The sequence below is a fragment of the Rhizobium freirei PRF 81 genome, from assembly GCF_000359745.1.
Taxonomy (GTDB): Bacteria; Pseudomonadota; Alphaproteobacteria; order Rhizobiales; family Rhizobiaceae; genus Rhizobium; species Rhizobium freirei.
In genome coordinates this window covers 489,808-516,283 of record NZ_AQHN01000084.1, presented here as the reverse complement: position 1 = coordinate 516,283, position 26,476 = coordinate 489,808, and the positions used below count along the sequence as shown (strand labels likewise).

Annotated in this window: 22 protein-coding genes; 15 read left to right on the top strand and 7 right to left on the bottom strand. The window is 60.9% G+C overall.

Annotation, left to right across the window (positions count from 1 at the left end):
- The first annotated feature begins 775 nt into the window (after positions 1-775).
- Positions 776-2,068: an NCS2 family permease gene (locus RHSP_RS25750; protein ID WP_037154445.1), complete on the top strand. Its 1,293-nt coding sequence runs from the start codon at positions 776-778 to the stop codon at positions 2,066-2,068.
- Positions 2,069-2,352: 284 nt separating this feature from the next.
- Here RHSP_RS25750 and RHSP_RS25745 read toward each other — a convergent pair whose 3' ends face one another.
- Positions 2,353-2,838, bottom strand: coding sequence for an ureidoglycolate lyase (locus RHSP_RS25745; protein WP_004125404.1), 486 nt, complete (start codon positions 2,836-2,838; stop codon positions 2,353-2,355).
- Positions 2,839-2,883: 45 nt separating this feature from the next.
- On the bottom strand, positions 2,884-4,341 hold the full coding sequence (puuE, locus tag RHSP_RS25740) for an allantoinase PuuE (RefSeq protein ID WP_004125402.1): 1,458 nt from the start codon (positions 4,339-4,341) through the stop codon (positions 2,884-2,886).
- A 160-nt stretch (positions 4,342-4,501) separates the two neighbouring features.
- On the opposite strand from puuE, the gene uraH reads away from it, so the two are divergent.
- The 4 genes from uraH to xdhC are packed head-to-tail and all read left to right on the top strand — an operon-like array spanning position 4,502 to position 9,567.
- On the top strand, positions 4,502-4,867 hold the full coding sequence (uraH, locus tag RHSP_RS25735; protein ID WP_004125401.1) for a hydroxyisourate hydrolase: 366 nt from the start codon (positions 4,502-4,504) through the stop codon (positions 4,865-4,867).
- 3 nt (positions 4,868-4,870) lie between these two features.
- Positions 4,871-6,355: a xanthine dehydrogenase small subunit gene (xdhA, locus tag RHSP_RS25730; protein ID WP_004125398.1), complete on the top strand. Its 1,485-nt coding sequence runs from the start codon at positions 4,871-4,873 to the stop codon at positions 6,353-6,355.
- 4 nt (positions 6,356-6,359) lie between these two features.
- Positions 6,360-8,714, top strand: a complete 2,355-nt coding sequence (xdhB, locus tag RHSP_RS25725) for a xanthine dehydrogenase molybdopterin binding subunit (protein WP_004125397.1) — start codon at positions 6,360-6,362, stop codon at positions 8,712-8,714.
- Positions 8,715-8,718: 4 nt separating this feature from the next.
- On the top strand, positions 8,719-9,567 hold the full coding sequence (gene xdhC, locus RHSP_RS25720) for a xanthine dehydrogenase accessory protein XdhC (RefSeq protein WP_004125395.1): 849 nt from the start codon (positions 8,719-8,721) through the stop codon (positions 9,565-9,567).
- 23 nt (positions 9,568-9,590) lie between these two features.
- On the opposite strand, the gene RHSP_RS25715 is transcribed toward xdhC, so the two are convergent.
- The 3 genes from RHSP_RS25715 to RHSP_RS25705 all read right to left on the bottom strand — a co-directional run bounded on the left by RHSP_RS25715 (position 9,591) and on the right by RHSP_RS25705 (position 11,306).
- Complete coding sequence (locus RHSP_RS25715; RefSeq protein WP_004125393.1) at positions 9,591-10,031, bottom strand: PIN domain-containing protein; 441 nt, start codon at positions 10,029-10,031, stop codon at positions 9,591-9,593.
- A 2-nt stretch (positions 10,032-10,033) separates the two neighbouring features.
- The gene (locus RHSP_RS25710; RefSeq protein ID WP_004125392.1) at positions 10,034-10,285 is read right to left on the bottom strand and encodes a type II toxin-antitoxin system Phd/YefM family antitoxin; all 252 of its coding nucleotides are present in this window, start codon (positions 10,283-10,285) and stop codon (positions 10,034-10,036) included.
- A gap of 82 nt (positions 10,286-10,367) precedes the next feature.
- On the bottom strand, positions 10,368-11,306 hold the full coding sequence (locus RHSP_RS25705; protein ID WP_004125391.1) for a LysR family transcriptional regulator: 939 nt from the start codon (positions 11,304-11,306) through the stop codon (positions 10,368-10,370).
- Between the two features lie 141 nt (positions 11,307-11,447).
- On the opposite strand from RHSP_RS25705, the gene RHSP_RS25700 reads away from it, so the two are divergent.
- Together RHSP_RS25700 and guaD are read left to right on the top strand one after the other, a co-directional pair.
- Positions 11,448-12,686, top strand: coding sequence for a urate hydroxylase PuuD (locus tag RHSP_RS25700; protein WP_004125390.1), 1,239 nt, complete (start codon positions 11,448-11,450; stop codon positions 12,684-12,686).
- Positions 12,683-14,026, top strand: a complete 1,344-nt coding sequence (gene guaD, locus RHSP_RS25695; protein ID WP_004125388.1) for a guanine deaminase — start codon at positions 12,683-12,685, stop codon at positions 14,024-14,026. The genes RHSP_RS25700 and guaD overlap by 4 nt, the downstream gene beginning before the upstream one ends.
- A 131-nt stretch (positions 14,027-14,157) precedes the next feature.
- Here the strand turns inward: guaD and bhcR are convergent, their stop codons facing one another.
- Positions 14,158-14,985: an HTH-type transcriptional regulator BhcR gene (gene bhcR, locus RHSP_RS25690; protein WP_004125387.1), complete on the bottom strand. Its 828-nt coding sequence runs from the start codon at positions 14,983-14,985 to the stop codon at positions 14,158-14,160.
- A 263-nt stretch (positions 14,986-15,248) separates the two neighbouring features.
- On the opposite strand from bhcR, the gene gcl reads away from it, so the two are divergent.
- The 6 genes from gcl (at position 15,249) to RHSP_RS25660 (ending at position 22,709) form a co-directional block, all read left to right on the top strand.
- Positions 15,249-17,033, top strand: coding sequence for a glyoxylate carboligase (gene gcl / locus RHSP_RS25685; protein WP_037154440.1), 1,785 nt, complete (start codon positions 15,249-15,251; stop codon positions 17,031-17,033).
- A 12-nt stretch (positions 17,034-17,045) separates the two neighbouring features.
- Complete coding sequence (gene hyi / locus RHSP_RS25680; RefSeq protein WP_004125381.1) at positions 17,046-17,861, top strand: hydroxypyruvate isomerase; 816 nt, start codon at positions 17,046-17,048, stop codon at positions 17,859-17,861.
- A gap of 5 nt (positions 17,862-17,866) precedes the next feature.
- On the top strand, positions 17,867-18,751 hold the full coding sequence (locus RHSP_RS25675) for a 2-hydroxy-3-oxopropionate reductase (protein WP_004125378.1): 885 nt from the start codon (positions 17,867-17,869) through the stop codon (positions 18,749-18,751).
- Between the two features lie 118 nt (positions 18,752-18,869).
- Complete coding sequence (locus RHSP_RS25670; protein ID WP_004125375.1) at positions 18,870-20,141, top strand: glycerate kinase type-2 family protein; 1,272 nt, start codon at positions 18,870-18,872, stop codon at positions 20,139-20,141.
- Between the two features lie 350 nt (positions 20,142-20,491).
- Positions 20,492-22,120, top strand: a complete 1,629-nt coding sequence (locus RHSP_RS25665) for an MFS transporter (protein ID WP_037154437.1) — start codon at positions 20,492-20,494, stop codon at positions 22,118-22,120.
- 55 nt (positions 22,121-22,175) lie between these two features.
- Positions 22,176-22,709, top strand: a complete 534-nt coding sequence (locus tag RHSP_RS25660) for a hypothetical protein (protein ID WP_240535506.1) — start codon at positions 22,176-22,178, stop codon at positions 22,707-22,709.
- An 86-nt stretch (positions 22,710-22,795) separates the two neighbouring features.
- Here RHSP_RS25660 and RHSP_RS25655 read toward each other — a convergent pair whose 3' ends face one another.
- Positions 22,796-23,443: a TetR/AcrR family transcriptional regulator gene (locus tag RHSP_RS25655; RefSeq protein ID WP_004125363.1), complete on the bottom strand. Its 648-nt coding sequence runs from the start codon at positions 23,441-23,443 to the stop codon at positions 22,796-22,798.
- Positions 23,444-23,577: 134 nt separating this feature from the next.
- Here RHSP_RS25655 and RHSP_RS25650 point away from each other — a divergent pair, with 134 nt between their 5' ends.
- Positions 23,578-24,759, top strand: coding sequence for an HlyD family secretion protein (locus tag RHSP_RS25650; protein ID WP_004125361.1), 1,182 nt, complete (start codon positions 23,578-23,580; stop codon positions 24,757-24,759).
- A gap of 26 nt (positions 24,760-24,785) precedes the next feature.
- Positions 24,786-26,369 carry a DHA2 family efflux MFS transporter permease subunit gene (locus RHSP_RS25645; RefSeq protein WP_004125359.1) on the top strand — a complete coding sequence of 528 codons (1,584 nt, stop codon included), beginning with the start codon at positions 24,786-24,788 and terminating at the stop codon, positions 26,367-26,369.
- The last annotated feature ends 107 nt before the right edge of the window (positions 26,370-26,476 follow it).

The window sequence follows — 26,476 nt, the reverse complement described above, 5'->3', positions numbered from 1 at the left end:
CTCGCCTTCGTTCGGCGAGAGGTCTTAATTTCGATGATGAAGGGTTTTGTAGGTTTAGCCATGTTGTTCGGGAGTGCGCTCCGTATAGGGCAGCAGTTGGCGGAAGATCAGCTTGGATGGCTTTGGTCTTGCAAGTGCGACATAGCCATCACCTGCAGTCTTGGCAAGTCGAGATATTATCTATCCTTACCTTTTATTGGAAATTGCCGCGATCATTATTTGCTCCTGGAGTCTCAAACTATCCATAGTTGTTGTCTCGATATTCAAAATTCGCCTTTTAGCGCTCGCATGATGGGTTGCAACACGAACCAAATATATTTCGCCTGCGATATTCCTTCGATGGCAGACCGAGAATGATGGCCTGGAATATGGAAGAGGTCATCAATCGACCGAACATGGAAACGGGACGGGGAAGCGGTACGGTTTCGCCATCCGGCTGAAAATAGTTTGGCCTTGTCACAGCGCCGCTATAAATATGGCCCATATCGTTCCTGCCTGATCGACGGTATCGGACGATTGCCCCTCGACCGAACGACGGCTTTCATTACGAGCCGATCGCCTCGAGACCGGTAGCATTTCGCGCAGAAATAGCTTGAAAAATTAGAATGTCTTTCGCGAATTGCAGGGAAATCCGGCTCTAGCGTCCAAACCCATTAAAAGCGCACAATCCACCTTCGCTACGAAGCGCTCATAGTCGCTTCTCGCGGCCCGCATCGGAGGAGATGTTGGCAAGCTCCATGATTTTACGAGCGTCGGGAACGCTTTGGGAGGAACAATGCTTGAACGAATTTTCAAATTGAGTGAGCACGGCACGTCCGTGCGCACCGAGCTCATCGCAGGCGTGACGACATTCCTGACGATGTCCTACATCATCTTCGTCAATCCGGACATTCTGTCGACCACCGGCATGGACCGGAATGCCATCTTCGTTGCGACCTGTCTCGCAGCGGCATTGGGCTCGATCATCATGGGCGTTGTCGCCAATTGGCCGATCGGCATGGCGCCGGGCATGGGGCTCAACGCTTTCTTCGCCTTCACGGTCGTCGCCGCACTCGGCTTTACCTGGCAGCAGGCGCTCGGCGCCGTCTTCATCTCCGGCTCCATCTTCGTTCTCCTGACGGTCACCGGCGTGCGCAGCTGGCTGATTGCCGGCATTCCGCGCTCGCTCAGAAGCGCGATCGCTGCCGGTATCGGTCTGTTTCTCGCAATCATTGCGCTCAAGAGCGCCGGCATTGTCGTTGCCAACAAGGCGACGCTGATCGGTCTCGGAGACCTGAAGCAGACCGGCCCGCTCCTCGCAATCTTCGGCTTCTTCGTCATCGCTGTTCTCGATGCGATGAAAGTGAAGGGCTCTATCCTGATCGGCATTCTCGCCGTCACCGTCCTCTCCTGGATCTTCGGCGTCAGCCAGTTCCACGGCATCGTTTCGGCGCCACCCTCGATCATGCCGACCTTTCTGCAGCTCGATATCGTCGGCGCTCTCCATGGCGGCCTCGTCCATATCATTCTCGTCTTCGTGCTCGTCGAAGTCTTCGACGCCACGGGAACGCTGATCGGTGTCGCCAAGCGGGCGAAACTGCTCGAGGAAGGCAAACCAAGCCGCTTGAGCCGGGCTCTGCTTGCCGACAGCGCCGCCATTGTTGCCGGCTCGCTGATGGGCACCAGCAGCACCACGGCCTATGTCGAGAGTGCTTCGGGCGTTCAGGCAGGCGGTCGCACGGGTCTGACGGCGCTGACGATTGCCGTGCTCTTCATCGCCGCCCTCTTCTTCTCGCCGCTCGCGGCATCCGTTCCCGCTTATGCAACCGCTCCGGCGCTGCTCTACGTAGCCGGTCTTATGATGCGTGAGCTGACAGAAATCGAATGGGATGATCTGACGGAAGCAGCACCGGCAGCGCTCACGGCGCTCGCGATGCCATTCACCTACTCGATCGCCAACGGCCTTGCTTTCGGTTTCATCAGCTATGTCGTCCTGAAGGTTTTCACCGGCCGCTGGTCGACACTTCATGTGGCGACGCAGATCGTTGCGGCCTTGTTCATCGTCCGCTTCGCCTTCTTCGCAGACTAAAGGCGGCAGCGCATTTCAAGGAGCCGGGCCATCCGACGGGATGGCCCGGCTCCTTTGCATTTAGAGACCATTTTGGACGCCGTTTCCGATCGCATTCGAAGCTCGCTGTGGCCGCCAACTAAGAGCCTCTATCGTGGCCGAGCGTCTCAAGAGCCGCGGAGAAGCACGGCAAGCGGGCTTATCGCTCGGCATCTCCAACCTGGAATGAGAGAGACTTACCCGCAAAAAGGGGCGCCGCAACAGCGGCGCCCCTGTCATCATCTAAGCTCCCGCCTGCTCCGCGATCAGCGGATCAGGAACGGTTCGTCAAAGAAATGCTCTTCGAGATTTACGCCCTCGCCGCCGCGATCGACCACGGCAAAATCGGAGGGACCATCGAGAGGGGTGAGGATGCCATGCCAGACATTGCGGCCGATATTGACGCCCTGCCCCGGCTTCGTGCGGAAGGCCAAAGGCTCAGCCGGCCCATTCGCAGTCTCCTTGGCGACGACGACGAGGAATGGATAGTCCGTCAGCGGTATGAAGGCCTGGCTCCCGAGCGGATGCCGCTCGACCATGCGTAGTTCCAGGGGCAGCTCGTATGGCTCGCCGCGCAAGAGGCTGATCATCGCCCGCGCCTTTTCGCCCGTTGTCTCAACCTTCGCCAGGTCATGATAGCGCACGCATTTTCCGGCATTGATGGGGTAGTTATACGCCCCTTCCATTTCGATCACGTCGCCGAACGGAAAAAAGGCGGCGTTCGTCAACGGCTGGATCTCAATCACTTTCATTCACGCTCTCCTCATCTCTGTTGCTCCAATACAGGCATTCGACGTTCATGCAGCGGTCTGTTGATCGCGCGCATGCCGGCCTTGTCCTTCTGAGAGCAGGGCGGCAAGCCGCAGAAACGCGATCCGCTCCACCTGGCGGCAGGCGGTGGCAAACTCGGCGTCGCGGTCGTTTTCCATCCGGGTCTCGAATGCGGCGAGGATCCCCGACTTCGAGTGGTCGCGCACGGCAATGATGAAGGGGAAGCCGAATTTTTCGACATAACGGATGTTGAGGTCGGTGAAGTGGGTGCGCTCCTCGTCCGTCAGCGCATCGAGGCCGGCAGATGCCTGCTCTTGCGTCGAACTTGCCGTCAGGCGTTTCGCCTGCGCCAACTTCCCGGCAAGATCCGGGTGGGCAACCAGCACGCCGAGCCGCTCCTCCTCGCTTGCAGCGCGGAACTGAAAAGTGAGCGCGGCATGGATCCCAATGGCGGTATCGTTTGCCGGCGAAAGTTCGCCCGCGAAGGCACGCTGCGCGATCCAGGGCGAGTGTTCGAAAATGCCGCCAAAACGCTCGACGAAGTCCGCTTCCGGCATCTGTGAGGGTCGCTCCGCGACCCGCTCCGGCGGATGGGTCTTTGCCCAATGTTCGGCGATGTCGACACGGCGTGCGATCCAGACCCGGTCGTGGCTCCGGACGTAGTCGATGAAGCGGGCTAGCGCCATGACACGGCCCGGCCGTCCGATCAGCCTGCAATGCAGACCGATGCTCATCATCTTCGGACTGCCGGCGGCACCCTCCGCATAGAGCGCATCGAAGGAATCCTTCAGATAGCTGAAGAACTGGTCGCCGCTGTTAAAACCCTGCGGCGTCGCGAAACGCATGTCGTTGGCATCGAGCGTATAAGGGATGATCAGCTGTTGGCGGCCACCGTGCTCGTACCAGTAAGGAAGATCGTCGGCATAGGTGTCGGAGATGTAGTCGAAGCCGCCGGCTTCCGTCACCAGATCGACGGTGTTGACGGAACAGCGACCGGTATACCAGCCACGCGGCCGCTCGCCGGTGACGAGGGTGTGCAGGCGGACAGCCTCGGCGATCGCTGCGCGCTCTTCCTCCGGCCCCATATCCTTGTGCTCGACCCATTTGAGGCCGTGCGAAGCAACTTCCCAACCGGCTTCCAGCATGGCGGCGACCTGCGCCGGTGATCGTTGCAGAGCCGTCGCAACGGCATACACGGTGACCGGGACCTGCTTTTCGATAAACAGCCGGTGGAGGCGCCAGAAGCCGGCGCGAGCGCCATATTCGTAGACCGATTCCATATTCCAGTGGCGCTGGCCCGGCCATTGGGCGGCACCGACGATTTCCGACAGAAAGGCTTCCGATGCCGCGTCGCCATGCAGCACGCAGTTCTCGCCACCCTCTTCGTAATTCAGGACGAATTGTACGGCGACGCGCGCATCGCCCGGCCATTGCGCCTCAGGCGGCGTCTGGCCATACCCGTGCATGTCACGGCAATATCGCATGAAACACTCCTCCAAATGTCTTCGATGACAAATTTCTAACCGCAAAATGCGCGCGTTATTCCCCTTGGAAAATTTGAAAGTCTCGAACGATACCGCTGCTTTTCAGTGGAATAGGCCTGGGGGATAGTGGATGCAGGAGCGCTACGTTCGGGAGAAGAAAATGCAGTCTCATTCGCAAGGAGCCGGCCGGCTCACGACCCATGTTCTGGACACGGCGCTCGGCAAGCCAGCCCAGGATCTGCGCATCGATCTCTACCGGGTGGACGGAGAGGCGCTGCATCTCCTGAAATCCACGCGGACGAATGATGATGGCCGATGCGACGCGCCGCTGCTGGCGGGCGACGACATGAAGTCCGGCATCTACGAGCTGCGCTTCCACGCTGGCGACTATCTTGGCCGCTCGAGCGAAGGCCCGATGTTCCTTGATCTCATTCCGATCCGCTTTGGCCTTGGCGATGAGGGCGCGCATTACCATGTGCCGCTGCTTCTCTCCCGCTACAGCTACTCCACCTATCGCGGGAGCTAGACGATGATGCCGGTGACAATCCGCTCCGAATTGCGTTTCATCCTCAACGGCCAGGAGGTTGCGCTTGATGACGTCGCGCCGGACCAGACGCTGCTCGACTGGCTTCGGCTCTCACGCTCGTTGAAGGGCACGAAGGAGGGCTGCGCCGAGGGCGATTGCGGCGCCTGCACCGTGCTTGTGGGACGGCTGACACCTGCGGGCGCGCTCGTCTACGAAGGGGTCAATGCCTGCATTCGCTTCCTTGGCTCGCTTGACGGATGCCACGTCGTCACCGTCGAACATCTGGCAGGCAGCGACGATCGCCTGCATCCGGTACAGCAGGCCATGGTGGATTTTCACGGGTCGCAATGCGGCTTTTGCACGCCGGGCTTCGTGATGTCGCTCTACGGGCTCTGGATGCAGACGCCGAACCCGACGGACCAGCAGATCGAAACGGCGCTCCAGGGCAATCTCTGTCGCTGCACTGGCTATGAGCCGATCCTGCGCGCTGCCCGCGCTATTTCCAGCTATGGCGGGACGCAAAACGATCCGTTGCTTGTCGAGCGTGGAACAATGATCGCGCGGCTGAAGGCCCTTAGCGACGGCGCGCGTGTCGAAATCGGCGAAGGTCGTCACCGGCTAATTGTGCCAGCAAGCCTCGATGATTTCGCGACCGTCCTGGAGACCTCACCGACCGCGACCGTAGTGGCCGGCTCCACCGATGTCGGCCTTTGGGTGACCAAGCACATGCGCGACATCACGCCGGTCGTATTCATTGCCGGGCTGCAGGAATTGAAGTCGATCGAGGTGGAGGATGGCGTCATCACCATTGGCGCAGGCGTTACCTACTCGGAAGCGATTGAAATGCTTTCGCAGCATATTCCGGCATTGGGTCCGCTGATTGCCCGCATCGGCGGCCAGCAGGTGCGCAACATGGGGACGATCGGCGGCAACATCGCCAACGGCTCGCCGATCGGCGACACGCCGCCGGCGCTCATCGTGCTCGGCGCGTCGCTCACTTTGCGTCAAGGCACGAGCCGGCGCACCATTCCGCTCGAAGATTTCTTCATCGCCTACGGCAAGCAGGATCGCCAACCCGGTGAATTCGTTGAAACCGTGCATATTCCGGTCCCGGCATCGGGCGAAAAATTCGCCGTCTACAAGGTGACGAAGCGTCGGGACGAAGATATCACGGCGACGCTCGGCGCCTTCCGCATGGCGCTTGCCGACGACGGCACGGTGGCGGAAATCCGCATCGCCTATGGCGGCATGGCCGCAACGCCGAAACGGGCCTTCGCCGTCGAAAAGGCGCTGCTCGGCCAGATCTGGAGCGAACAGACGGTGGAGGTCGCCATGGAGAAATACGCCGAGGATTATTCGCCGCTGACCGACATGCGCGCTACTGCGGAATATCGTGCGCTGGCAGCCAAGAACCTTCTGCTCCGTTTCTACCTGGAAACGACGCCCTATGCGGCACCGGCTCAGGTGTCCAGATACGAGGCCGCGTGAACCCATGAACAAGCACAGTCCCGACCTCAAACCCGAAACCATTGTTGGTGGCGTCCACTCCAGCCCTCGCCATGACTCCGCTCACAAGCATGTCTCCGGCACTGCCGTTTACATCGACGACATTACCGAACCGACCGGGACGCTTCACGCCGGCCTCGGCCTGTCCACAGTCGCGCACGGTATCCTGAAATCGGTCGATCTTGCCGCCGTGCGGGCAGCTCCCGGCGTTGTCACCGTGCTGACCCATGAGGACGTGCCTGGCGTCAACGACATCTCGCCCTCCTACATGCACGACGACCCGGTGCTTGCCGCCGGCAAGGTCGAGTTTCATGGCCAGCCGATCTTCTGTGTGATCGCCGAAACCCGCGAACAGGCCCGTAAAGCGGCGCCGCTGGCAAAGATCGAATATGAAGAATTGCCGGCCGATATCGACATCTGGGATCTCGACGTTTCGACCCACAGGCAAGTTGTTACGCCGCTGACGCTGAAGCGCGGCGATGCCGCCGCTGCTCTTGAGAGCGCGCCGCGTCGCGTGACGGGCCGCATGCGGCTGGGCGGCCAGGACCATTTCTATCTGGAAGGCCAGATTTCGCTTGCCGTGCCCGGCGAAGACGACGAGGTCGTCGTCTATTGTTCGACCCAGGGTCCGAGCGAGACACAGCACATGGTGGCCCATGCGCTCGGCGTGCCGAGCAATGCCGTGACGATCGAAGTTCGCCGCATGGGCGGCGGCTTCGGCGGCAAGGAAACCCAGGCAAACCAGTGTGCGGCAATCGCTGCAATCGCCGCCAAGAAGCTGAAACGCGCCGTCAAAGTCCGTCTCGACCGCGACGAAGACATGGTCGCCACCGGCAAGCGGCATGATTTTGCCATCGACTACGATGTCGGCTTCGACGACGAGGGGCGCATCCTTGCCGTCGACTATATCTTCGCGCTTCGGGCCGGATTTTCCGCCGATCTTTCCGGCCCGGTCGGCGACCGCGCGCTGTTTCACTGCGACAATGCCTATTTCTTTCCGCATGTGCATGCGAAGTCGGCGCCGCTTTACACCAACACCGTTTCCAACACGGCGTTTCGCGGCTTTGGCGGGCCTCAGGGCATGGTCGGCGCCGAACGCGTCATTGACGAGGTGGCTTTTGCCGTCGGCAAGGACCCGCTCGAGATCCGGAAGCTGAATTTCTATGACGCGATGGGCGTTAAGGGTGAGCGCAACCTCACCCCTTATCACCAGAAGGTCGAGGATTGCATCATCCAGCGCATCGTTGCCGAGCTGGAGGAAAGCGCCGATTATGCCGGGCGCCGAAAGACTATTTCCGAGTTCAACGCAAAGAGTCGCATCGTCAAGCGCGGCATCGCGCTGACCCCGGTGAAATTCGGCATTTCCTTCACCAAGACCGAGTCAAACCAGGCCGGTGCGCTGGTCCACGTCTATAGCGACGGCTCCGTGCATATGAACCACGGCGGCACGGAGATGGGCCAAGGCCTGCATCTGAAGGTGGCGCAGGTCGTGGCGGAAGAATTCCAGATCGACCTCGACCGGGTGAAGATCACCGCGACGACGACGGCCAAGGTGCCGAATACGTCGCCGACCGCCGCTTCCTCGGGTGCGGATCTGAACGGAATGGCGGCGCAGAACGCCGCACGCCAGATCAAGGACCGGCTGATCGCCTTTGCAGCGGAAAGCCATCAGGTTCCCCGCGATCAGGTGGTGTTCCTGCCCAACCGCGTGCGCATCGGCGATATCGAAATGCCATTCTCCGACCTCGTCAAAAAGGCCTATATGGCCCGCGTCCAGCTCTCGGCGGCCGGTTTCTACAAGACGCCGAAGATCCATTGGGACCGAAAGACAGGGCGCGGCCACGCCTTCTACTATTATGCCTACGGAGCGGCGTGCTCGGAGGTATCCATCGACACGCTGACCGGCGAATATGTGGTCGAACGCACGGATATCCTCCATGATACCGGCCGCTCCCTGAACAAGGCCATCGATATCGGTCAGATCGAGGGCGGCTTCATCCAGGGCATGGGCTGGCTGACGACGGAAGAACTCTGGTGGGACGGCAAGGGGAGGCTTAGAACGCATGCGCCCTCCACCTACAAGATCCCGCTTGCATCTGACCGCCCGAAGATCTTCAATGTGGCGTTGACCGACTGGTCGGAAGCCTATGAGCCGACGATCCATCGCTCGAAGGCGGTCGGCGAGCCGCCGCTGCCGCTCGGCCTTGCCGTTCTGCACGCGCTATCGGATGCTGTGGCGAGCGTCGCCGATCACAAGATCTGCCCGCGTCTCGATGCGCCGGCAACGCCGGAGCGGGCGCTGATGGCGATCGAGCGTCTGAAGGCTGCGCAAAAGGAGTGAGGTCATGCACGCCGCCCACGAAGATATCCGGGATTTTCTGCGCCGCGAACCGGCGTCGATCCTCGTCGAGGTAACGGGCGTCGCGGGCTCGGCGCCACGCGATACCGATGCCTGGATGCTGGTTTCGGAACGGGCGATTTTCGCAACCATCGGCGGCGGGCAGCTCGAATATATGGCAATCGACCAGGCGCGCCGGGCCTTGCGTTCCGGCCTCGCGGCCGAGCCGATGAATGTGCCGCTCGGCCCCGAGATCGGCCAATGCTGCGGCGGTCGGGTGGGGCTTGCCTTTACGGCGCTCAATCCTGAGCTTGCGAACAAGCTGGTCGCTCGCAGCGACCGTGAAATGGCCGCACGGCCACATGTCTATATTTTCGGGGCTGGCCACGTCGGCGATGCGCTTGCCATGGCGCTTTCTCTCGCGCCGCTGCGCGTCGTGCTGGTCGATACGCGCGAAGACGAACTCACCGCCTGCACGGTGCCGCGTATCGAGACCTGTCTGACGGCGATGCCCGAGGCTGTCGTGCGCGACGCCCCGGCCGGCAGCAGTTTCGTGATCCTCACCCATGATCACGCGCTCGATTTCCTCATCGCTGCCGAAGCGCTCAAGCGCGCGGATGCCGCCTATGTCGGCATGATCGGCTCCAAGACCAAGCGTGCCACCTTCAGAAACTGGCTGTCGCGCGAAAGCGGCCGGGCGGAGCTTTTCGATCGCCTGATTTGCCCGATCGGCGGAACGGCGGTGAAGGACAAGCGTCCGACCGTCATCGCCACGCTTGCCGCGGCCGAGATCATGACGGCGGCGCTGACCTGGGCGGCAGATCGGGCAAAGCTACCCGCGACCGCCAGCCGCTAAAAGCTTCCGAACGGCAAAAGCCGTTATCGGACAATGGGTAACTGCTTCAGGGGATTGGCAAGGGGCACGCCAAGCGGCTCGAAATGGCGCTCATTGGCCGTCAAAACAGTGAGTCCGCGGGCAGCAGCGGTCGCGGCAATGGCAATATCCTCAAAGCCAGGGTCGTGAGCACGCGCCCGGTCAAGCATCAGGCCAGCGTGTCTCGCCTCTTCAATTCCGAAGGGCAGGATACGGCCGGTATAGAAATGTTCCACCGCCGCGAGCCAGCGGCGCAGGTGCTCCGCTTTCGTCGTCGCTCCGATTCTTGCCGCTCGGGCGATACCTGCCTCGATCTCGGCAATCGTGATTGCCGAAAGATAAAGCCGGTCACTATTCGAACGCATCCAGGCTGCGAATGCGTCAACGCCGACATGGCGCTTGGCCGGTGCATCGGCCGACACGATATTGGTGTCCAGAAGATACAAGATCAGAAGCCGTTTTCACGCAATGCACGGGCGGGCTTTCGCGATTGCTCGGGAATATCTGCCGTCTCGCCGGGAAAGGCCAAAAGCAGATCGGCGAAATCCGGCACCCTGGAAATCCGCTGCCATTCTTCGAAGGAAACCAGCACGGCTTCCTTCCGGCCATGGCGGGTGATAACGGTCGGCTCACCAGCCACGGCTTGATCGACCACAGCGGAAAGCGTCGCCTTTGCATCCTTGAGCTGGATTTCCTTCATGTCACTTCTCCATATGACTACCGATAGTCATATATGATGTCACTAACATGAATCAAGCGGAGATCAACCTGCGGTTTTCGGATCACGAAGCCGCAGCCGCCGGCTCGTCCGCAAGCAGCTTGCCGATGAGCCGCTGACAGCGCTCTGCCATGAAATCGATCATCAGGCGGACCTTCGGATCCTGGAAGCGCTTATGCGGATAGATGGCGGCGAGCTGAACCGGAGCCGGCGGGCTCTCCTTCAGGATCTCCACCAATCGCCCCTCGCGCAGGTATGATTTCACCTCGAACAGCGGCTTGTTGATAATGCCGCGGTCTTCCAGCGCCCATTGGGTAAGGACATCGCCATCATCGCTGTCATAGGGACCTGCGACCTCGAATTTGCGAAGACCTTCCGCCGTCGTCAGCGTCCAGTAATATTCCTTGGATCCGGGATAGCGCAGCAGAAGACAGTCGTGCTTGTCGGCAATCAAGGCGTCCGCGGTCGGCGGCACGCCACGTCGCGCCAGATAGGCGGGCGAAGCGCACAGCACACGCTCGCAATTGAGGATGCCGCGCATGCGCAGATTGGAATCCTCCAGCACGCCAAGCTTGAAGGCGACGTCGACGCCTTCGGCCAGAATATCGACATTGTGGTCCGACAGGCGGACGCGCACCTCGATATCCGGATATTTGTCGTGAAATTCGGGAATGCCCGAAGCGACCAGCCGGCGCCCGATGCCGAGCGGCGCGGTGATCCTGAGCGATCCTTTCGGATTGCGCGAGAGATCGGCGATCGCCGCCTCCGCCTCGTTGACGGCCTCGATGATCTTTACCGCCTTCTCATAGAAAACGCGGCCATGTTCGGTCGGCGAGAGCTTACGCGTCGTGCGGTTGAAGAGGCGCACGCCGAGATGGCGCTCGAGTTCCTTGATGCGATTGCTCGCCACCGCAGGCGTGACGCGCTGGTCGCGCCCTGCCGCCGAGAGTGTACCGAGTTCGACCACGCGAACGAAGACGCGGACATTATCAAGATAGGACATATCCCTTTCTACCACATCGGCGTGCGGAACAAAGCGGGGGTGATCTTATAGATTTTTTTGAAAGTGTTGGCGGATTCACCGGGATTTTCGAGAAAATCGAGCGATGGCAAACAATCCCATGGAAATCGGGAGGGAGTTCCCATGTACGAATATGCCATCGCCTGGGACTGGCTGACCTTTGCCGTCCGCTGGCTGCACGTGATCACCGCAATTGCCTGGATCGGCTCGTCATTTTATTTCGTCGCGCTCGATCTCGGCCTGAAGAAGCATCCCGCGCTGCCGCCAGGCGCCTATGGCGAGGAGTGGCAGGTCCATGGCGGCGGCTTCTACCACATTCAGAAATATCTGGTGGCGCCGGCCAACATGCCGAACCACCTCGTCTGGTTCAAATGGGAAAGCTACGTCACCTGGATGTCCGGCTTCGGCATGCTCTGTCTCGTCTACTACGCCGGGGCCGACCTTTACATGATCGATCCGGCGGTCCTCGACGTCTCCAAGCCGGTGGCGATCGCCATTTCGCTGGCTTCGATTGCGGGCGGCTGGATCATATACGATCTGATCTGCAAGTCACCCTTCGGCAATGACAATACGCGGCTCATGGTGGCGCTGTATTTCATTCTGGTCGCGGTGGCCTGGGGTTACACCCACCTGTTCACCGGCCGCGCCGCCTTCCTGCATCTTGGCGCCTTCACGGCGACGATCATGTCGGCCAACGTGTTCTTCATCATCATTCCGAACCAGAAGATCGTCGTCGCAGACCTGATCGCCGGCCGCACGCCCGATCCGAAATATGGCCGGATCGCCAAGCAGCGTTCAACGCACAACAACTACCTGACGCTGCCGGTGTTGTTCCTGATGCTGTCGAACCACTATCCGCTGGCCTTCGGCACGCAGTTCAACTGGATCATCGCCTCGCTCGTCTTCCTGATGGGCGTGACGATCCGCCACTGGTTCAACACCCGCCACGCCGATGCCGGCAAGCCGACCTGGACATGGATCGTCACCGTCGTCCTCTTCATCGTCATCATGTGGCTTTCCACAGTACCGAAGATCCTGACGGGCGAGCCGGTCACGAAGCTTTCGGCGATCCAGCAGCCTTTCGTCGAGGCTCAGGCCTTCCCGAAAGTTCGCGACACCATCATGGGGCGCTGCTCGATGTGTCATGCGAAGGAACCGAGCTGGGAGGGCATCGTCGCCCCTCCGAAGGGTGTCGTCTTCGAAACCGATCGCGATATCGCCGCCCATGCCCGAGAGATCTACCTGCAGGCAGGCCGCAGCCACGCCATGCCGCCGGCCAATGCCTCTCACATAACCGACGAGGAGCGCCGCCTGCTCGTTTCCTGGTATGAAAGTGCCGTCAATGGGGAGAAGATCCAATGAATGAAGTCCTGATCCGTGGCCGTGTCCTGACCTTTCTTGCCGAACCGCAAGGCATCGATGACACCGCGTCCTATCGCTATATCGAGGATGGCGCCGTTTTTGTCCGCGGCGGAAAGATCGTTGAGATCGGCCCCTATGGCGACATAAGCAAGCTTGCCGGTGCCGATATCAATATCGCGGATCATCGGCCGAATCTCATCCTGCCCGGCCTTATCGACACGCATCTGCATTTCCCGCAGACGCAGGCGATCGCGTCTTATGGCGCGCAACTGCTCGAATGGCTGAACACCTATATTTTCGTCGAGGAGCAGAAGTTCGCCCGCGCCGCCCATGCCGCAGAAGTAGCTGACCGCTTCATGGACGAACTGCTGTCGAACGGTACGACGACGGCGGTTGCCTATTGCTCGGTGCATCCGGAAAGCGTCGACGCCTATTTCGCGGCGGCCGAAGCCCGCGGCATGCGCATGATCGGCGGCAAGGTGATGATGGATCGCAATGCGCCGGACGTGCTGCGCGACACGCCGCAACAGGGGTATGACGAAACAAAACGGCTCATTGAGAAGTGGCATGGCCGCGGCCGCGCGCATTACGCGATCAGCCCGCGCTTTGCGATCACCTCCAGCCCCGAACAAATGGAGATGAGCAGAGCGCTCGTCGCCGAGCATCCGGACTGCTATGTCCAGACGCATCTCTCGGAAAATCGCGACGAGATCGCCTTTGCCACGTCCCTCTATCCCGAGGCGAAGGACTACACCGATATTTACGCTCGCTACGGTCTGCTCAATAGCCGCATGTTGCTTGGCCATTGCATCCATATGAGCGAGCGCGAAGTTTCCGTTCTGGCCGAAACCGGCGCGGTCGGCGTGTTCTGCCCGACATCGAACCTCTTCCTCGGCTCCGGCCTCTTCAATGCCGCTCGTTTCGACAAGCTCGGCGCGCGCTGGTCTGTCGCGACCGATGTCGGCGCCGGCACCAGCTTCTCCATGCTGGAAACCATGGATGAGGCGTATAAGGTTCTGCATCTGCAGGGCCAGCGACTGACGCCGTTCAATTCCTTCTATCGCATGACGCGCGGCAATGCGCTCGCGCTCGGACTGGAAAGACAGATCGGCTCGCTGCAGGCGGGGGCGGATGCCGATATCGTCGTGCTCGATTCCAGCGCCAAGTCGGCAATGGAATTCCGCATGCGCACAGCAACTTCGCTCGCCGAGGAGCTCTTCATTCTTCAGACCATGGGCGACGACCGCTGCATCGCTGAGGTCTATGTCGCCGGCAAGGCAACGAAGACCAAAAGCAAGAAGTCGGAAGCGGTTGCGCGCCAGCCACTGCAACTTGCCTGACCATTGATGCCGCGGACCGCCGACGCCGTCGTCATCGAATAGGAGACGGCGGCGTTTGGCGCTGCCGGCTGATTTTCAATGATGTCTCGTGCTGTTCTGCCTCGTCGGCACCGGCCATTCCCGGCGCCAATTCAAACGCACCTCAGCCTCCCGCCCATTGCCTTCGTCAGTTCCTCGGCGGCTGCCCGCACGAGCGGACCAAGCGCGTCGACCTTCTGGTCCGGTAGCCGCACGGCCGGTCCCGAGACGGAAATGCCGGCAATGGCGTCTCCATACTCATCGAAGATCGGTGCCGCCACGCAGCGCATACCGAGCGTGTGCTCCTCATCGTCGATCGACCAGCCGCGCGACCGGATCTCGGCTACATCCGTCAGCAGCTTGGGCAGCGTATCGCGGGTTTTATCGGTGAAATGCTGGAGCGGACGACTGCCGAGCACGGCTTCGATCCGGCTATCCGGCCAGGTCGAGATAATCGCCTTGCCGATGCCGGAAGCATGGATCGGGCCGCGCCGACCGGGCCTGAAAAAGGCGCGCATCGGTGCATGGCTTTCCGCCTGGGAGATGAAAACGACGTCACCATCCTCTTCGATGGCGATATTGGCGGTCTCACCGGATTCTTCCATCAATTGCTTCAGGAAGGGCCTGCTGATGCTGCCGAGCTTGCGGAAGCGCAAATAGGCCGTTCCGATCTCGAAGGCCTTCACGCCGATCGTCCAGGCGCCGGTCTCGCCGTCATGAGTGACCATGCCATGCTGGGCGAGAGATGTCAGCAGCCTGTGCACGGTGGAAGGCGCCATGCCTGACCGATCGGCAAGATCGGTCAGCACCGCACCGTCGGCTTCGGCCACCAATCCCAGAAGTTTCAAGCTGCGATCAAGCACCTGGACGGAGGAAGCCGCCGCATTCTCGGCCGGTTTCCGGCCCGGCCTGCCCCTTGTCTTTTCCCGATTTTCCGCCATGACGCTCGCTTCTTACCCAAAGTATGCCGCGATCTCCTGGCGTCGCGTCCCACGCTTTGGTTTCTCTTCTTTTGCATGTCGCCTATCGCAAGACCGCTCGAAACTTCGGCGCGGCATGCATGGCTTCATGACATATCCGCTTCCCATCGATTGTTCCAGATTTGTTGAAAATGTTTATTTCCATATGATGAGATCGATTTCCATTATTTGATTGCATTCCAACAACCATGCGGTACCTTCGATACAGAAACGGAGGAATTCCCATGGCAAAGATGCGTGCAGTCGATGCCGCAGTGCTGGTTCTGGAGAAGGAGGGCGTCAACTGCGCCTTCGGCGTTCCCGGCGCTGCGATCAACCCCTTGTATTCGGCAATGAAGATGCGCGGTTCGATCCGCCATGTGCTTGCCCGTCACGTCGAAGGCGCGAGTCACATGGCCGAGGGCTATACCCGCGCGCGCGCCGGCAATATTGGCGTCTGCATCGGAACGTCTGGACCAGCCGGCACGGACATGATCACCGGCCTTTATTCGGCCTCTGCCGATTCGATCCCGATCCTTTGCATTACCGGCCAGGCGCCGCGCGCCCGTCTTGACAAGGAGGACTTCCAGGCCGTTGATATCGCCAAGATCGCAGCACCCGTCACCAAGTGGGCTGTTACCGTCATGGAGCCAGCGCTCGTTCCCTTCGTCTTCCAGAAGGCATTCCATACGATGCGCTCCGGCCGTCCTGGCCCGGTCCTGATCGATCTGCCCGTTGACGTCCAGCTCGCCGAAATCGAATTCGACATCGACACCTATGCGCCCCTCGCCCCCTATAAGCCGTCGGCGACACGCGCCCAGGCCGAAAAAGCGGTTGGCATGCTGAACGCAGCCGAGCGGCCGCTGATCGTCGCAGGTGGCGGTATCATCAACGCCGACGCTTCGGACCTGCTCGTCGAACTCGCCGAGATCACCGGCGTTCCGGTCATCCCGACGCTGATGGGCTGGGGCACGATCCCGGACGACCATCCGCTGATGGCCGGCATGTGCGGGTTGCAGACCTCGCAGCGCTACGGCAATGCGACGCTGCTCGCCTCCGACTTCGTCTTCGGTATCGGCAATCGCTGGGCAAACCGTCACACCGGCAACGTCTCGACCTATACCGAGGGCCGGACGTTCGTGCATGTCGATATCGAACCGACCCAGATCGGTCGTGTCTTTGCGCCCGATTTCGGCATCGTCTCGGATGCCGGCGCTGCATTGAAACTATTCCTTGACGTTGCAACCGAATGGAAAACGGCCGGCAAGCTGCGCGACTGGTCGGGCTGGGCAGAGGAATGCCGCAACCGCAAGCGCACCATGCTGCGCAAGACGCATTTCGACCAGACGCCGCTGAAGCCCCAGCGCGTCTACGAGGAGATGAACAAGGCGTTTGATCGCGACACCTGCTATGTCTCAACCATCGGGCTTAGCCAGATCGCCGGCGCGCAGTTCCTGCATGTCTACAAGCCGCGCAACTGGATCAATTGCGGCCAGGCCGGCCCGCTCGGCTGGACGCTGCCGGCAGCGCTCGGCGTGCGTGCTGCAGATCCGGACCGTCCGATCGTCGCTCTGTCCGGCGATTACGACTTCCAGTTCCTCATCGAGGAATTGGCCGTTGGTGCCCAGCATAAGCTGCCATACCTGCACGTGGTCGTGAACAATTCCTATCTCGGCCTCATCCGCCAGGCCCAGCGCGGCTTCAACATGGATTTCGAGGTCAGCCTCGCCTTCGACAATATCAACGCGTCAGGCGACGCGGAGCCAGGTTACGGCGTCGATCATGTGGCTGTCGCCGAGGGGCTTGGCTGCAAGGCCATCCGCGTGCGCAGTCCGAACGAGTTCCAGGAAGCGTTCACCACCGCAAAGAAGCTGATGGCAGAGCATCAGGTTCCTGTTGTCATCGAGTTCATTCTGGAGCGCGTCACCAACATCGCCATGGGCGCCGACATCAATGCTGTCGTCGAGTTCGAGGAACTTGCCGAACGCGGCGAGGATGCCCCGACCGCGACCCTTGCACTGCTGGACTGAAGGAGAGATCACATGCCGAAGTTTGCGGCCAATCTGACCATGCTTTTCAACGAGGCGCCCTTCCTCGAGCGCTTCGCGCTCGCCGCCAAGGCCGGTTTCGAAGGCGTCGAGTATCTCTTCCCCTATGACTTCGAGAAGGAGGCACTTCGCGCCGAGCTCGATCGCCATGGTCTCACGCAGGTGCTGCACAATCTGCCTGCCGGCGACTGGGCGGGCGGCGAGCGTGGGATCGCGATCTTTCCCGATCGTATCGACGAGTTCCGCCGCGGTGTCGCTTCTGCGATCGATTATGCAACGGCACTCGGCTGCAGCCAGATCAACTGCCTTGCCGGCATCGCGCCGGCCGGCATGTCGGATGAGGTGCTGCGGACGACCTTCGTCGCCAATCTCGGATACGCCGCAGCCGAACTGGGCAAGCACGGCATCCGCCTGTTGATCGAGCCGATCAATCGCTTCGACATTCCGGGCTTTCACCTCAACACGCCCGACCAGGCGGCCTCGATCATCGCCGAAGTCGGTAGCGACAACCTGTTCATTCAGTATGATCTCTACCATCAGCAGCGCACCGAGGGCGAACTGATCGGCACCTTCAAGAAGCATCAGGCGAAGATCGCCCATGTGCAGCTTGCCGACAATCCCGGCCGCAACGAACCGGGCACCGGCGAAATCGCCTATCCCTTCGTTTTCAACGCGCTTGATGCGCTCGGCTACGACGGCTGGATCGGCTGTGAATACAAGCCGCGCACCACCACCGAAGCAGGGCTCGGCTGGTTTGCGACCGCCGGCCGCCAGGCTGAAAGCGCCGCCATTCTCAATATCAGGAGTTAAAAACCATGGCACAAATCGGATTCATCGGCCTCGGCATCATGGGCACCCCCATGGCACGCCACCTGCAGGATGCCGGCCACACCGTCGTCACGTCCAAGTTTGCCATTGCGCCGCGTCAGGAGTTGCTCGACCACGGCCTGAAGATCGTCGAGACGCCGAAGGCGCTTGCCGAAACCGTCGACACGATCATCCTGATGCTGCCGGATACGCCCGAGGTCAAGGATGTTCTCTTCGGCGAAAATGGCGTTGCTTGCGGCCTTTCGAAAGGCAAGCTCGTCATCGACATGAGCTCGATCTCGCCGATCGAAACCAAGGAATTCGCAAAGAGAGTACGCGAAACCGGTGCCGAATATATCGACGCGCCCGTTTCCGGTGGCGAGGTCGGCGCCAGGAACGCCTCGCTCTCGATCATGGCCGGCGGCTCGGAGGCCAGCTTCGAACTGGCGCTGCCGCTCCTTCAGCTGATGGGAAAGAACATCACGCTCGTCGGCGATTGCGGCGACGGCCAGGTCACCAAAGTAGCCAACCAGATCATCGTCGCGCTGACGATCGAGGCGGTATCCGAGGCCCTCGTCTTCGCGTCCAAGGCCGGAGCCGATCCCGCACGCGTGCGCGCGGCGCTGATGGGCGGCTTTGCCTCCTCGCGCATCCTCGAAGTGCATGGCGAACGCATGATCAAGCGCACCTTTGAGCCCGGTTTCCGCATATCGCTGCATCAGAAGGATTTGAACCTTGCGCTGCAGGGGGCCAAGGCACTTGGCGTCTCGCTGCCCAACACCGCCTCGACGCAGGAGCTCTTCAACCAATGCGCCGCCAATGGCGATAGCGGGCTCGACCACTCCGGTCTCGTCAAGGCGCTGGAGCGTATGGCGAACCATCCTGTCGCCTAGAGCATTCCCAGGAAAAGTGCGTAGCGGTTTTCCGCCCGGAATGCGTGCAGAAACAGAAAGTAGAGCGTTTTCACACTTCGCAGGAAAGGCGAAAACGCTCTAACATGTGAGAAACCCGATGCCGAGCATTGCCGATCCCCGCGCCTTTCTGGAAACGCTGTTCTATGCAGCGGTCGCCGCTGCAGATCCAGACAAGGCGCTCGCCGCCCATCTGCCGGAAAAGCCGAAAGGCCGCACGGTGGTGGTCGGCGCCGGCAAGGGGGTGGCGCAGATGGCGCGCGCCTTTGAGCGCCTGTGGGATGAGCCGCTCTCCGGCATCGTCGTCACGCGTTACGGCTATGCCGTGCCCTGCGAGCGTATAGAGGTTCTTGAAGCCGCGCATCCCGTTCCGGATGAAAGCGGCCTGCTCGCTGCGGAGCGCCTGATGGCGGCGGTGAGCGGTCTCACCGAAGACGATCTCGTCGTCGCCCTTGTCTGCGGCGGTGGCTCGGCATTGCTGCCGGCCCCCGCCGGCGATCTCACGCTTGCCGACGAGATCGCCGTCAACCGGGCGCTGCTTGCCTCCGGTGCGCCGATCAGCGCGATGAATGCCGTGCGCAAGCAGGTCTCGCGTATCAAGGGGGGCCGGCTGGCCGCCCTTGCCTATCCGGCCCGCGTCGTCTCACTCGTCGTTTCGGATATTCCGGGTGACAACCCTGCCCTCGTCGCCTCCGGCCCAACGATTGCCGACGCCGCCAGGCGCGTAGATGCGCTTGAAATTATAACCCGCTATCACCTTGAGCTGCCGGAAGCCGTCCTGCGCCATCTGAAGGACGGTAAGGACGAGCCGCCGCGGCCATCGGATCCGCGCTTTGCTGGCAATGACGTCAGGCTTGTCGCCTCGGCCGCTATGGCACTGGAGGCTGCGGCCAGTGTTGCACGCAAGGCGGGCGTCGAAGCGATCGTCTTGTCCGATGCCATCGAAGGCGAAGCGTCGGAGGTCGGCCGGCAGCATGCTGCGATTACGTCCGAAATCGCTCGGCGAGGCCTATCGTCTCAAAGCCCGATCGTCGTGCTCTCCGGCGGCGAGACGACCGTGACCATCAAGGGCAAAGGCAAAGGCGGCCGCAACAGCGAGTTCCTGCTTTCCTTCGCCTGCGCTATTTCCGGCCAAAAAGGCATTGCCGCGCTCGCCGCCGACACGGACGGTATCGACGGTTCGGAAGACAATGCCGGCGCCTTTGCCGACGGCACCACCGTTTCACGCCTTGCCGATCAGAATAAGGATGCTGCCGAATTCCTTGGCCGCAACGACAGCTGGTCAGCCTTCGCCGCTCTCGACGACCTCTTCGTGAGCGGTCCGACCGGCACCAACGTCAACGACTTCCGCGCGATTCTTTTGAACGGCTGACGAACTGCCGCAGGCACGCTCCGAGGGGTTTTCCAGGCCCGCTATCCGCGGGCAGGATCATTGGCGGTAGGCAATGCGTCCCGGCAATTGCGGCCATGAACCCAGCTGCTTTCCAGATGTGTCGGCCGCTCGTGCACTAGCTCGGAAACAGTCGTTGATGACAAGACCATCCCGAACGATGGTTTCGGGATGGAGCGGACGATTTCGACGTCATTGCCGAGAATATTATTCCAAAATCGTTTCAGAAATTAGCAAATCACTATAGGCTTAAAATCGACTCGACCGTGCGTGCGCTTCGAGCGAGTTTGCTGCGCCCGTCGAGCAAGATAATCCTGCGAAGAAAAGCCGACATGCCCAAAAGAACCTCTCCGCTCGTCGCGTTTCAGTCCAAGACATTCCGCTCGCTCTGGTCGGCAACGCTCATCTCAAATCTCGGCGGATTGGTCGAAGGCGTCGGTGCTGCCTGGCTCATGACCAGCCTTGCCACATCCCACGGCATGGTGGCGCTGGTTCAATCCTCCACCACCTTGCCTGTCATGATCTTCTCGCTCGCAGCCGGCGCGCTTGCCGATAACTACGATCGAAGACAAATCATGCTAATCGCGCAGATGCTGATGCTGTGCGTATCCGCGACGCTGGCGGTGCTGTCCTACGGCAACGCCTTGACGCCCTGGCTGCTGTTGAGCCTCACCTTCCTGATCGGCTGCGGCGGCGCCCTGCACAACCCGTCATGGCAGGCCTCGATGGGCGATGTCGTGCCGCGCGACCATTTGCCAGGCGCCGTCGCACTCAACAGCATGAGCTACAATCTGATGCGCAGCATCGGGCCGGCGATCGGCGGCGTCATCGTCGCCGCCGCCGGTGCCGCCTTTGCGTTTCTCTTCAATGTCTTCTGTTATATCGCCCTGATTTTCGCCCTGTGGCGCTGGAAGAAGGCCCCTGCCCGCAACATGCTGCCGCGCGAGCCCTTCGGCAGTGCCATGTCGGCCGGATTCCGCTACGTCCTGATGTCGCCGAACCTGCTCAAGGTGATGTGCCGCGGCTTCGCCTTCGGGCTCACGGCGATCGTCATTCTGGCGCTTTTGCCCCTCGTCGCGCGCGACCATGTGCACGGCACGGCAATCACCTACGGCATCATGCTCGGCTTCTTCGGCTTCGGCGCGATCTGCGGTGCGCTCCTGATCGGCCGCATTCGCGATCTCCTGAGCAACGAATGGGTGATCCGCGGCGCATTCTTTACGCTCGCTCTCAGCAGCTTCCTCCTGGCGCTGAGCAATCAGGTGTGGCTGAGCTGTCTACTGCTGATGCCTGCAGGCGTGGCATGGGTACAGGCCTTCTCGCTGTTCAACGTCACGGTTCAGCTTTCCACGCCGCGTTGGGTCGTTGGCAGGGCCTTGTCGCTCTACCAGACCGCCACCTTCGGCGGCATGGCGGCCGGAAGCTGGCTCTGGGGTGAATTGGCCGACAGCCATGGCGTCACCGGCGCCCTCCTTATCGCGAGCGTCACGCTCGCGATGGGCGGCCTGCTCGGTCTTCTGTTGCGGCAACCGGATTTCGAATCCCTCAATCTCGATCCGACGAATACGTTCAGCGAGCCGCAGCTGCAGCTCGACCTGCGCTCTCGAAGTGGCCCGATCCTGGTCATGGTGGATTACAGCATCGATCAGGAAGACGTGCCGGAATTCCTGGCCGTCATGGCGCAGCGCCGCAGGATGAGGATCCGGGACGGCGCAAAGCAATGGTCGCTGCTGCGCGATCTGGAAAAGCCGAATACCTGGACTGAGAGCTATCATCTGCCGACCTGGATCGACTATGTCCGCCACAGCCAGCGCCAAACGCACGCCGACGTCGAGGTCTCAGAGCACCTCGACGCGCTGCACCGCGGCGACCAGCCGCCAATCATCCATCATATGATCGAACGGCAGACGGTGCCGCGGCATGACGACATGCCTTTGAAGCCCTATCTCGACGCAACATGACGGAACCGAACGAGCGGGCTACCTGCTTCAGTTCTGCCTCCCCTAAAAGTCCGAGATGACCGTCTGCTCGACTTTTCCATGCTTTGCCTGTTTACTCACGCACAAAGCGGGGGCGACGATGAAAATTCTATTTCTTGCATTTTTCGCAATGACTACGAGTTGCACGACGGCGTTTGCATCCGGCACCATCTATTACGGCTCTCGCGCCGGGATGGAGGTGACGATCGTCAGCATGTCGGGCCTCGATACGTCGCATGCGGAAATCCGGACCAAGCACACACGGGAAAACGCAGTCGCCTTCTGCCGAGAGTATGTCCAAAAAATCACGCCGGATTGTATCAAACAGGAACTGGCGACGCCGTTGAACGACCTCATCCAGGCCAATTGCAAAACCGGAGTTTTTACGGATTTCGCTGGCGACCGGCATCAATTCCAGGGCCGCAATCCTGCGGCCGGCAGCACGGCCAAATATCGGCTGGTGGATCTGCAGACGAATGAGGCCGCTGATGGTTCCTCCGCGTCCGGCTATCCGACCAATATGGGGATCTTTCGGGCTTTGTGCCCAAGAACTGCGCCGCAAGACGACTGAGGCGCAGCTGCACTCCTCACTCTTTCATTCGCTCACAACGTGGCAACAGCGCCCCAGCTCTTCGAGATCAATCGACATGCCACCGGTCAAACTTGGCATCCCTTCAGGAAGATGTCGGCGCATATCCGGGCGCGCTGGGCAATGTCGTCGATACCGGGCGTCTTCTGTTGACGCAGGATCGCGGCGCGCTGCGGTTCCATGATCATCATTCCGCGCAGCATGCCGGAGGCCATGTGCGGATCCTCGAGCTTGATCAGCCCTCGTTCGACCTGCGTTGTCAGCCATTTCTCCATCACCGCATTTGAACCGACGATGGCGGTCTCGTAGAAGCTCTTTGCGATTTCGGGAAAGCGGTCGGATTCCGCGATAATGAGGCGCATCATGTCGACCGTATCATCCGACATCGTCAACATGCCGTAGGCCGTCAGCAACCGCTCCAGCCCCTGCCGCACATCCATCGTTGCGAGCGTCGACTGGTCAAGCGCCAGGAAGAACCGATTGATGCGATCGGAAATGATGCTGGACAGCAAATCCGCCTTGGCCGGGAACAGCCTGTAGAGCGTCTTCGTCGAGACCCCTGCCGTTTGTGCGATCGCGTTGATGCTTGCGGCGGCATAGCCGTTTTCCCGAAACTGGGTGTCCGCTGCCTCTATGATCAGGCTTTTCGTATCGTCGTCGCAACGGATCTGGGGGCGACCCCTCGACCGCTTCTCGATTAATTGAATTTCGATCATGATAATTTTCCAAATTCCCGTTGACTTCCATTTTATAGCGCATATTTTGGAAAACAGCAAGTTTCCTAAATATCGAACCGAGAATTTTGGCGGCCTATCCATCCGTCGAAACCGGTCCTTCGGGAGTAGCAGCAATGGAAAGCAAGGTTCATGTATTGAATGCCGGCAAGCAGGCAGCCGCCTCAGAGGCTCCGTCGATGGACGCCGGCAAGCCGGGCGTGCCGGCGGAATTGGCACGGATTGTATCTGAGGAAAAGCCGGCGGCGAAGCGCGGAAAATCGTTCCTGCTCGGCGCGACGGCGCTCGTTGTCATCGCCGCCGCGGCCTATTACGGGCACAATTACTGGACGATCGGCCGGTTCCAGATATCGACCGACGATGCTTATGTGCAGGCCGACAACAGCGCTATTGCACCGAAAATCTCGGGCTATGTCACCAATGTCCTCGTCGACGACAATCAGGCGGTCAAGGCGGGACAAGTGCTTGCCCGCATTGACGATCGCGACTTCAAGACGGCGCTCGATCAGGCCAAGGCCGATGTTGCCGCGGCTCTTGCCGATGTCGAGGCCAAGCAGGCCTCTCTCGACATGCAGCAGTCGCTGATATCGGCTGCCCAGGCGACCATCGACGTCGACAAGGCCAACGAGACCTTTGCCGAGCAGAACGACAAGCGCTATGCGAGCCTTTCAGTGAATGGTTACGCTGCGGTGCAGACCGCACAGCAGGCCGCCGCTCAGATCGTCGCTACCCGCGCCGCCATCAGTCGCGACACTGCGTCGCTTGCGGCAACGACCAAGCAGGTCGATCTGTTGAAAGCGCAGCTGGCTCAGGCCAAGGCAACGCTTGCCCATGATCGGGCGGTCCAGAGCCAAGCCGAGCTCAATCTCTCCTATACGGCGATCACCGCCCCGCTCGACGGCGTCGTCGGCAATCGCTCGCTCCGCGTCGGCCAATATGTTCAGGCCGGCACGCAGCTGATGTCGGTGGTGCCGACATCGGCCGCCTACATCATTGCCAATTACAAGGAGACCCAGCTGACCGACGTGCATGCCGGCCAGCCGGTCGACATCGAAGTCGATATGTTCCCCGGCCGCACCTATCACGGCCATGTCGACAGCCTGGCGCCCGCCAGCGGCCAGGAATTCGCGCTGCTGCCGCCGGACAATGCCACGGGCAATTTCACGAAAGTGGTGCAGCGCATCCCGGTGAAGATCGTGCTTGACGCCGACAGCACAACATCCGGCGACCTGCGCCCCGGCATGTCGGTGCAACCGAGCATCGACATCAAGACGGCCGATCAAGGCCACGGCGCGTGAATGCTGGGGATGAGGAGTATTAAACCATGTCAACGATCACAACCGCCGCCGTCCCGCAGCCGGGTGCGAGGGCCAGCACCAAAGAATGGATTGCCGTGCTTGCCGGCATGATCGGCGCCTTTATGGCAATTCTCAACATACAGATCACCAACGCCTCTCTCCTCGACATAGAAGGCGGCATCGGCACGGGCGTCGACAACGGCGCCTGGATATCGACCTCCTACCTGATCGGCGAGATCGTCGTCATTCCGCTGACCGCCTTTTTCAGCAGCGTCTTTTCGTTTCGCCGCTATATTCTCGTCAATTCGATCCTGTTTCCGCTATTCTCGATCGCCTGTGCCTTTGCCCATGATCTTGGCACCATGATCGTGCTGCGCGGGCTGCAAGGCTTCGCCGGCGGCGTGCTCATCCCCATGGCCTTCACCATGATCCTCACCAAGCTGCCCAAGGCGCAGCAGCCGACGGGGCTTGCCATCTTCGCTCTCTCGGTCACGGTTGCCCCGGCGATCGGCCCCACCATCGGCGGCTATCTGACCGAGAATTATGGCTGGCAGACGATCTTCTTCATCAATGCCCTGCCGAGCGCCGTCATGGCGATCGCCCTTGCCCTTACACTCGAAAAGGCCCCGATGCAGCTCGGCCTTCTGAAGCAGGGCGATTGGGCGGGGATCGTCACAATGGCGATCGGGCTCTCGGCGCTGCAAACCGTGCTTGAGGAAGGCAACAAGGACGACTGGTTCTCCTCGCCCTTCATCCTGAAGCTCAGCGCCATCGCCGTCGTTTCGCTCGGAGCCTTCATCTGGATCGAGCTGACGGTCCAGAATCCTCTGGTGAAACTGCGGCTGTTGAAACAGCGCAATTTCGGCATCGGCGTTCTCGTCAATGTGCTGGTCGGCTTCGCTCTCTTCGGCTCGGTCTACATCCTGCCGCAATATCTCGGCCAGGTGCAGCGCTACAACGCCGAGCAGATCGGCAACGTGCTCGCCTGGACCGGCCTGCCGCAGCTCATCCTGATCCCGCTGGTTCCGATGATGATGAAGCACTTCGACGTCCGCTATATCGGCTTTCTTGGCATCGGCATCTTCGCGATAAGCTGCTTCATGAACGTCACGCTTTCGGCCGATACCGCCGGCGACCAATTCTGGATCCCGAATATCGTGCGCGCCGTCGGCCAGGCCATGGTCATCACGCCGATCACGGCAATTACCACCGCCGGCATCGCAGCGGCCGATGCCGCCGCGGCGTCCGGCCTGACCAACATGCTCAGAAACCTCGGAGGTGCTGTCGGAACGGCGACGCTCGGCACGGTGCTCACCAAGCGCGAGCAGTTCCACTCCAACATCATCGGCCAGTCGGTGACCTTGTCGCGCGACGAGGTAAGGGAGCGGCTGACGCAGGTGACCAATTACTTCCTCTCGCATGGGGTCTCCGATCATGCCCTGGCCGTGCAGAAAGCGACGGTCGCTCTCGGCAGCATCGTCAGGCGGCAGGCACTGATCATGGGCTTCAGCGACACCTTCGCCGTGATCGGCATCCTGCTGGCCACAGCGGCAGTCGCCGTCCTTTTTGCCCGCAAGCCCGCCCCCGGCGGCGGAGCGGGCGCTCACTGAGACAGGCGCAGGATCCGCGTGGCGCGAGGACCTGGTTCTTCGCGCCACGCGCATATGGTTGGACATCGCGAACCGGCCTGTTTACGCTTTACAAGGATCATCTTGAG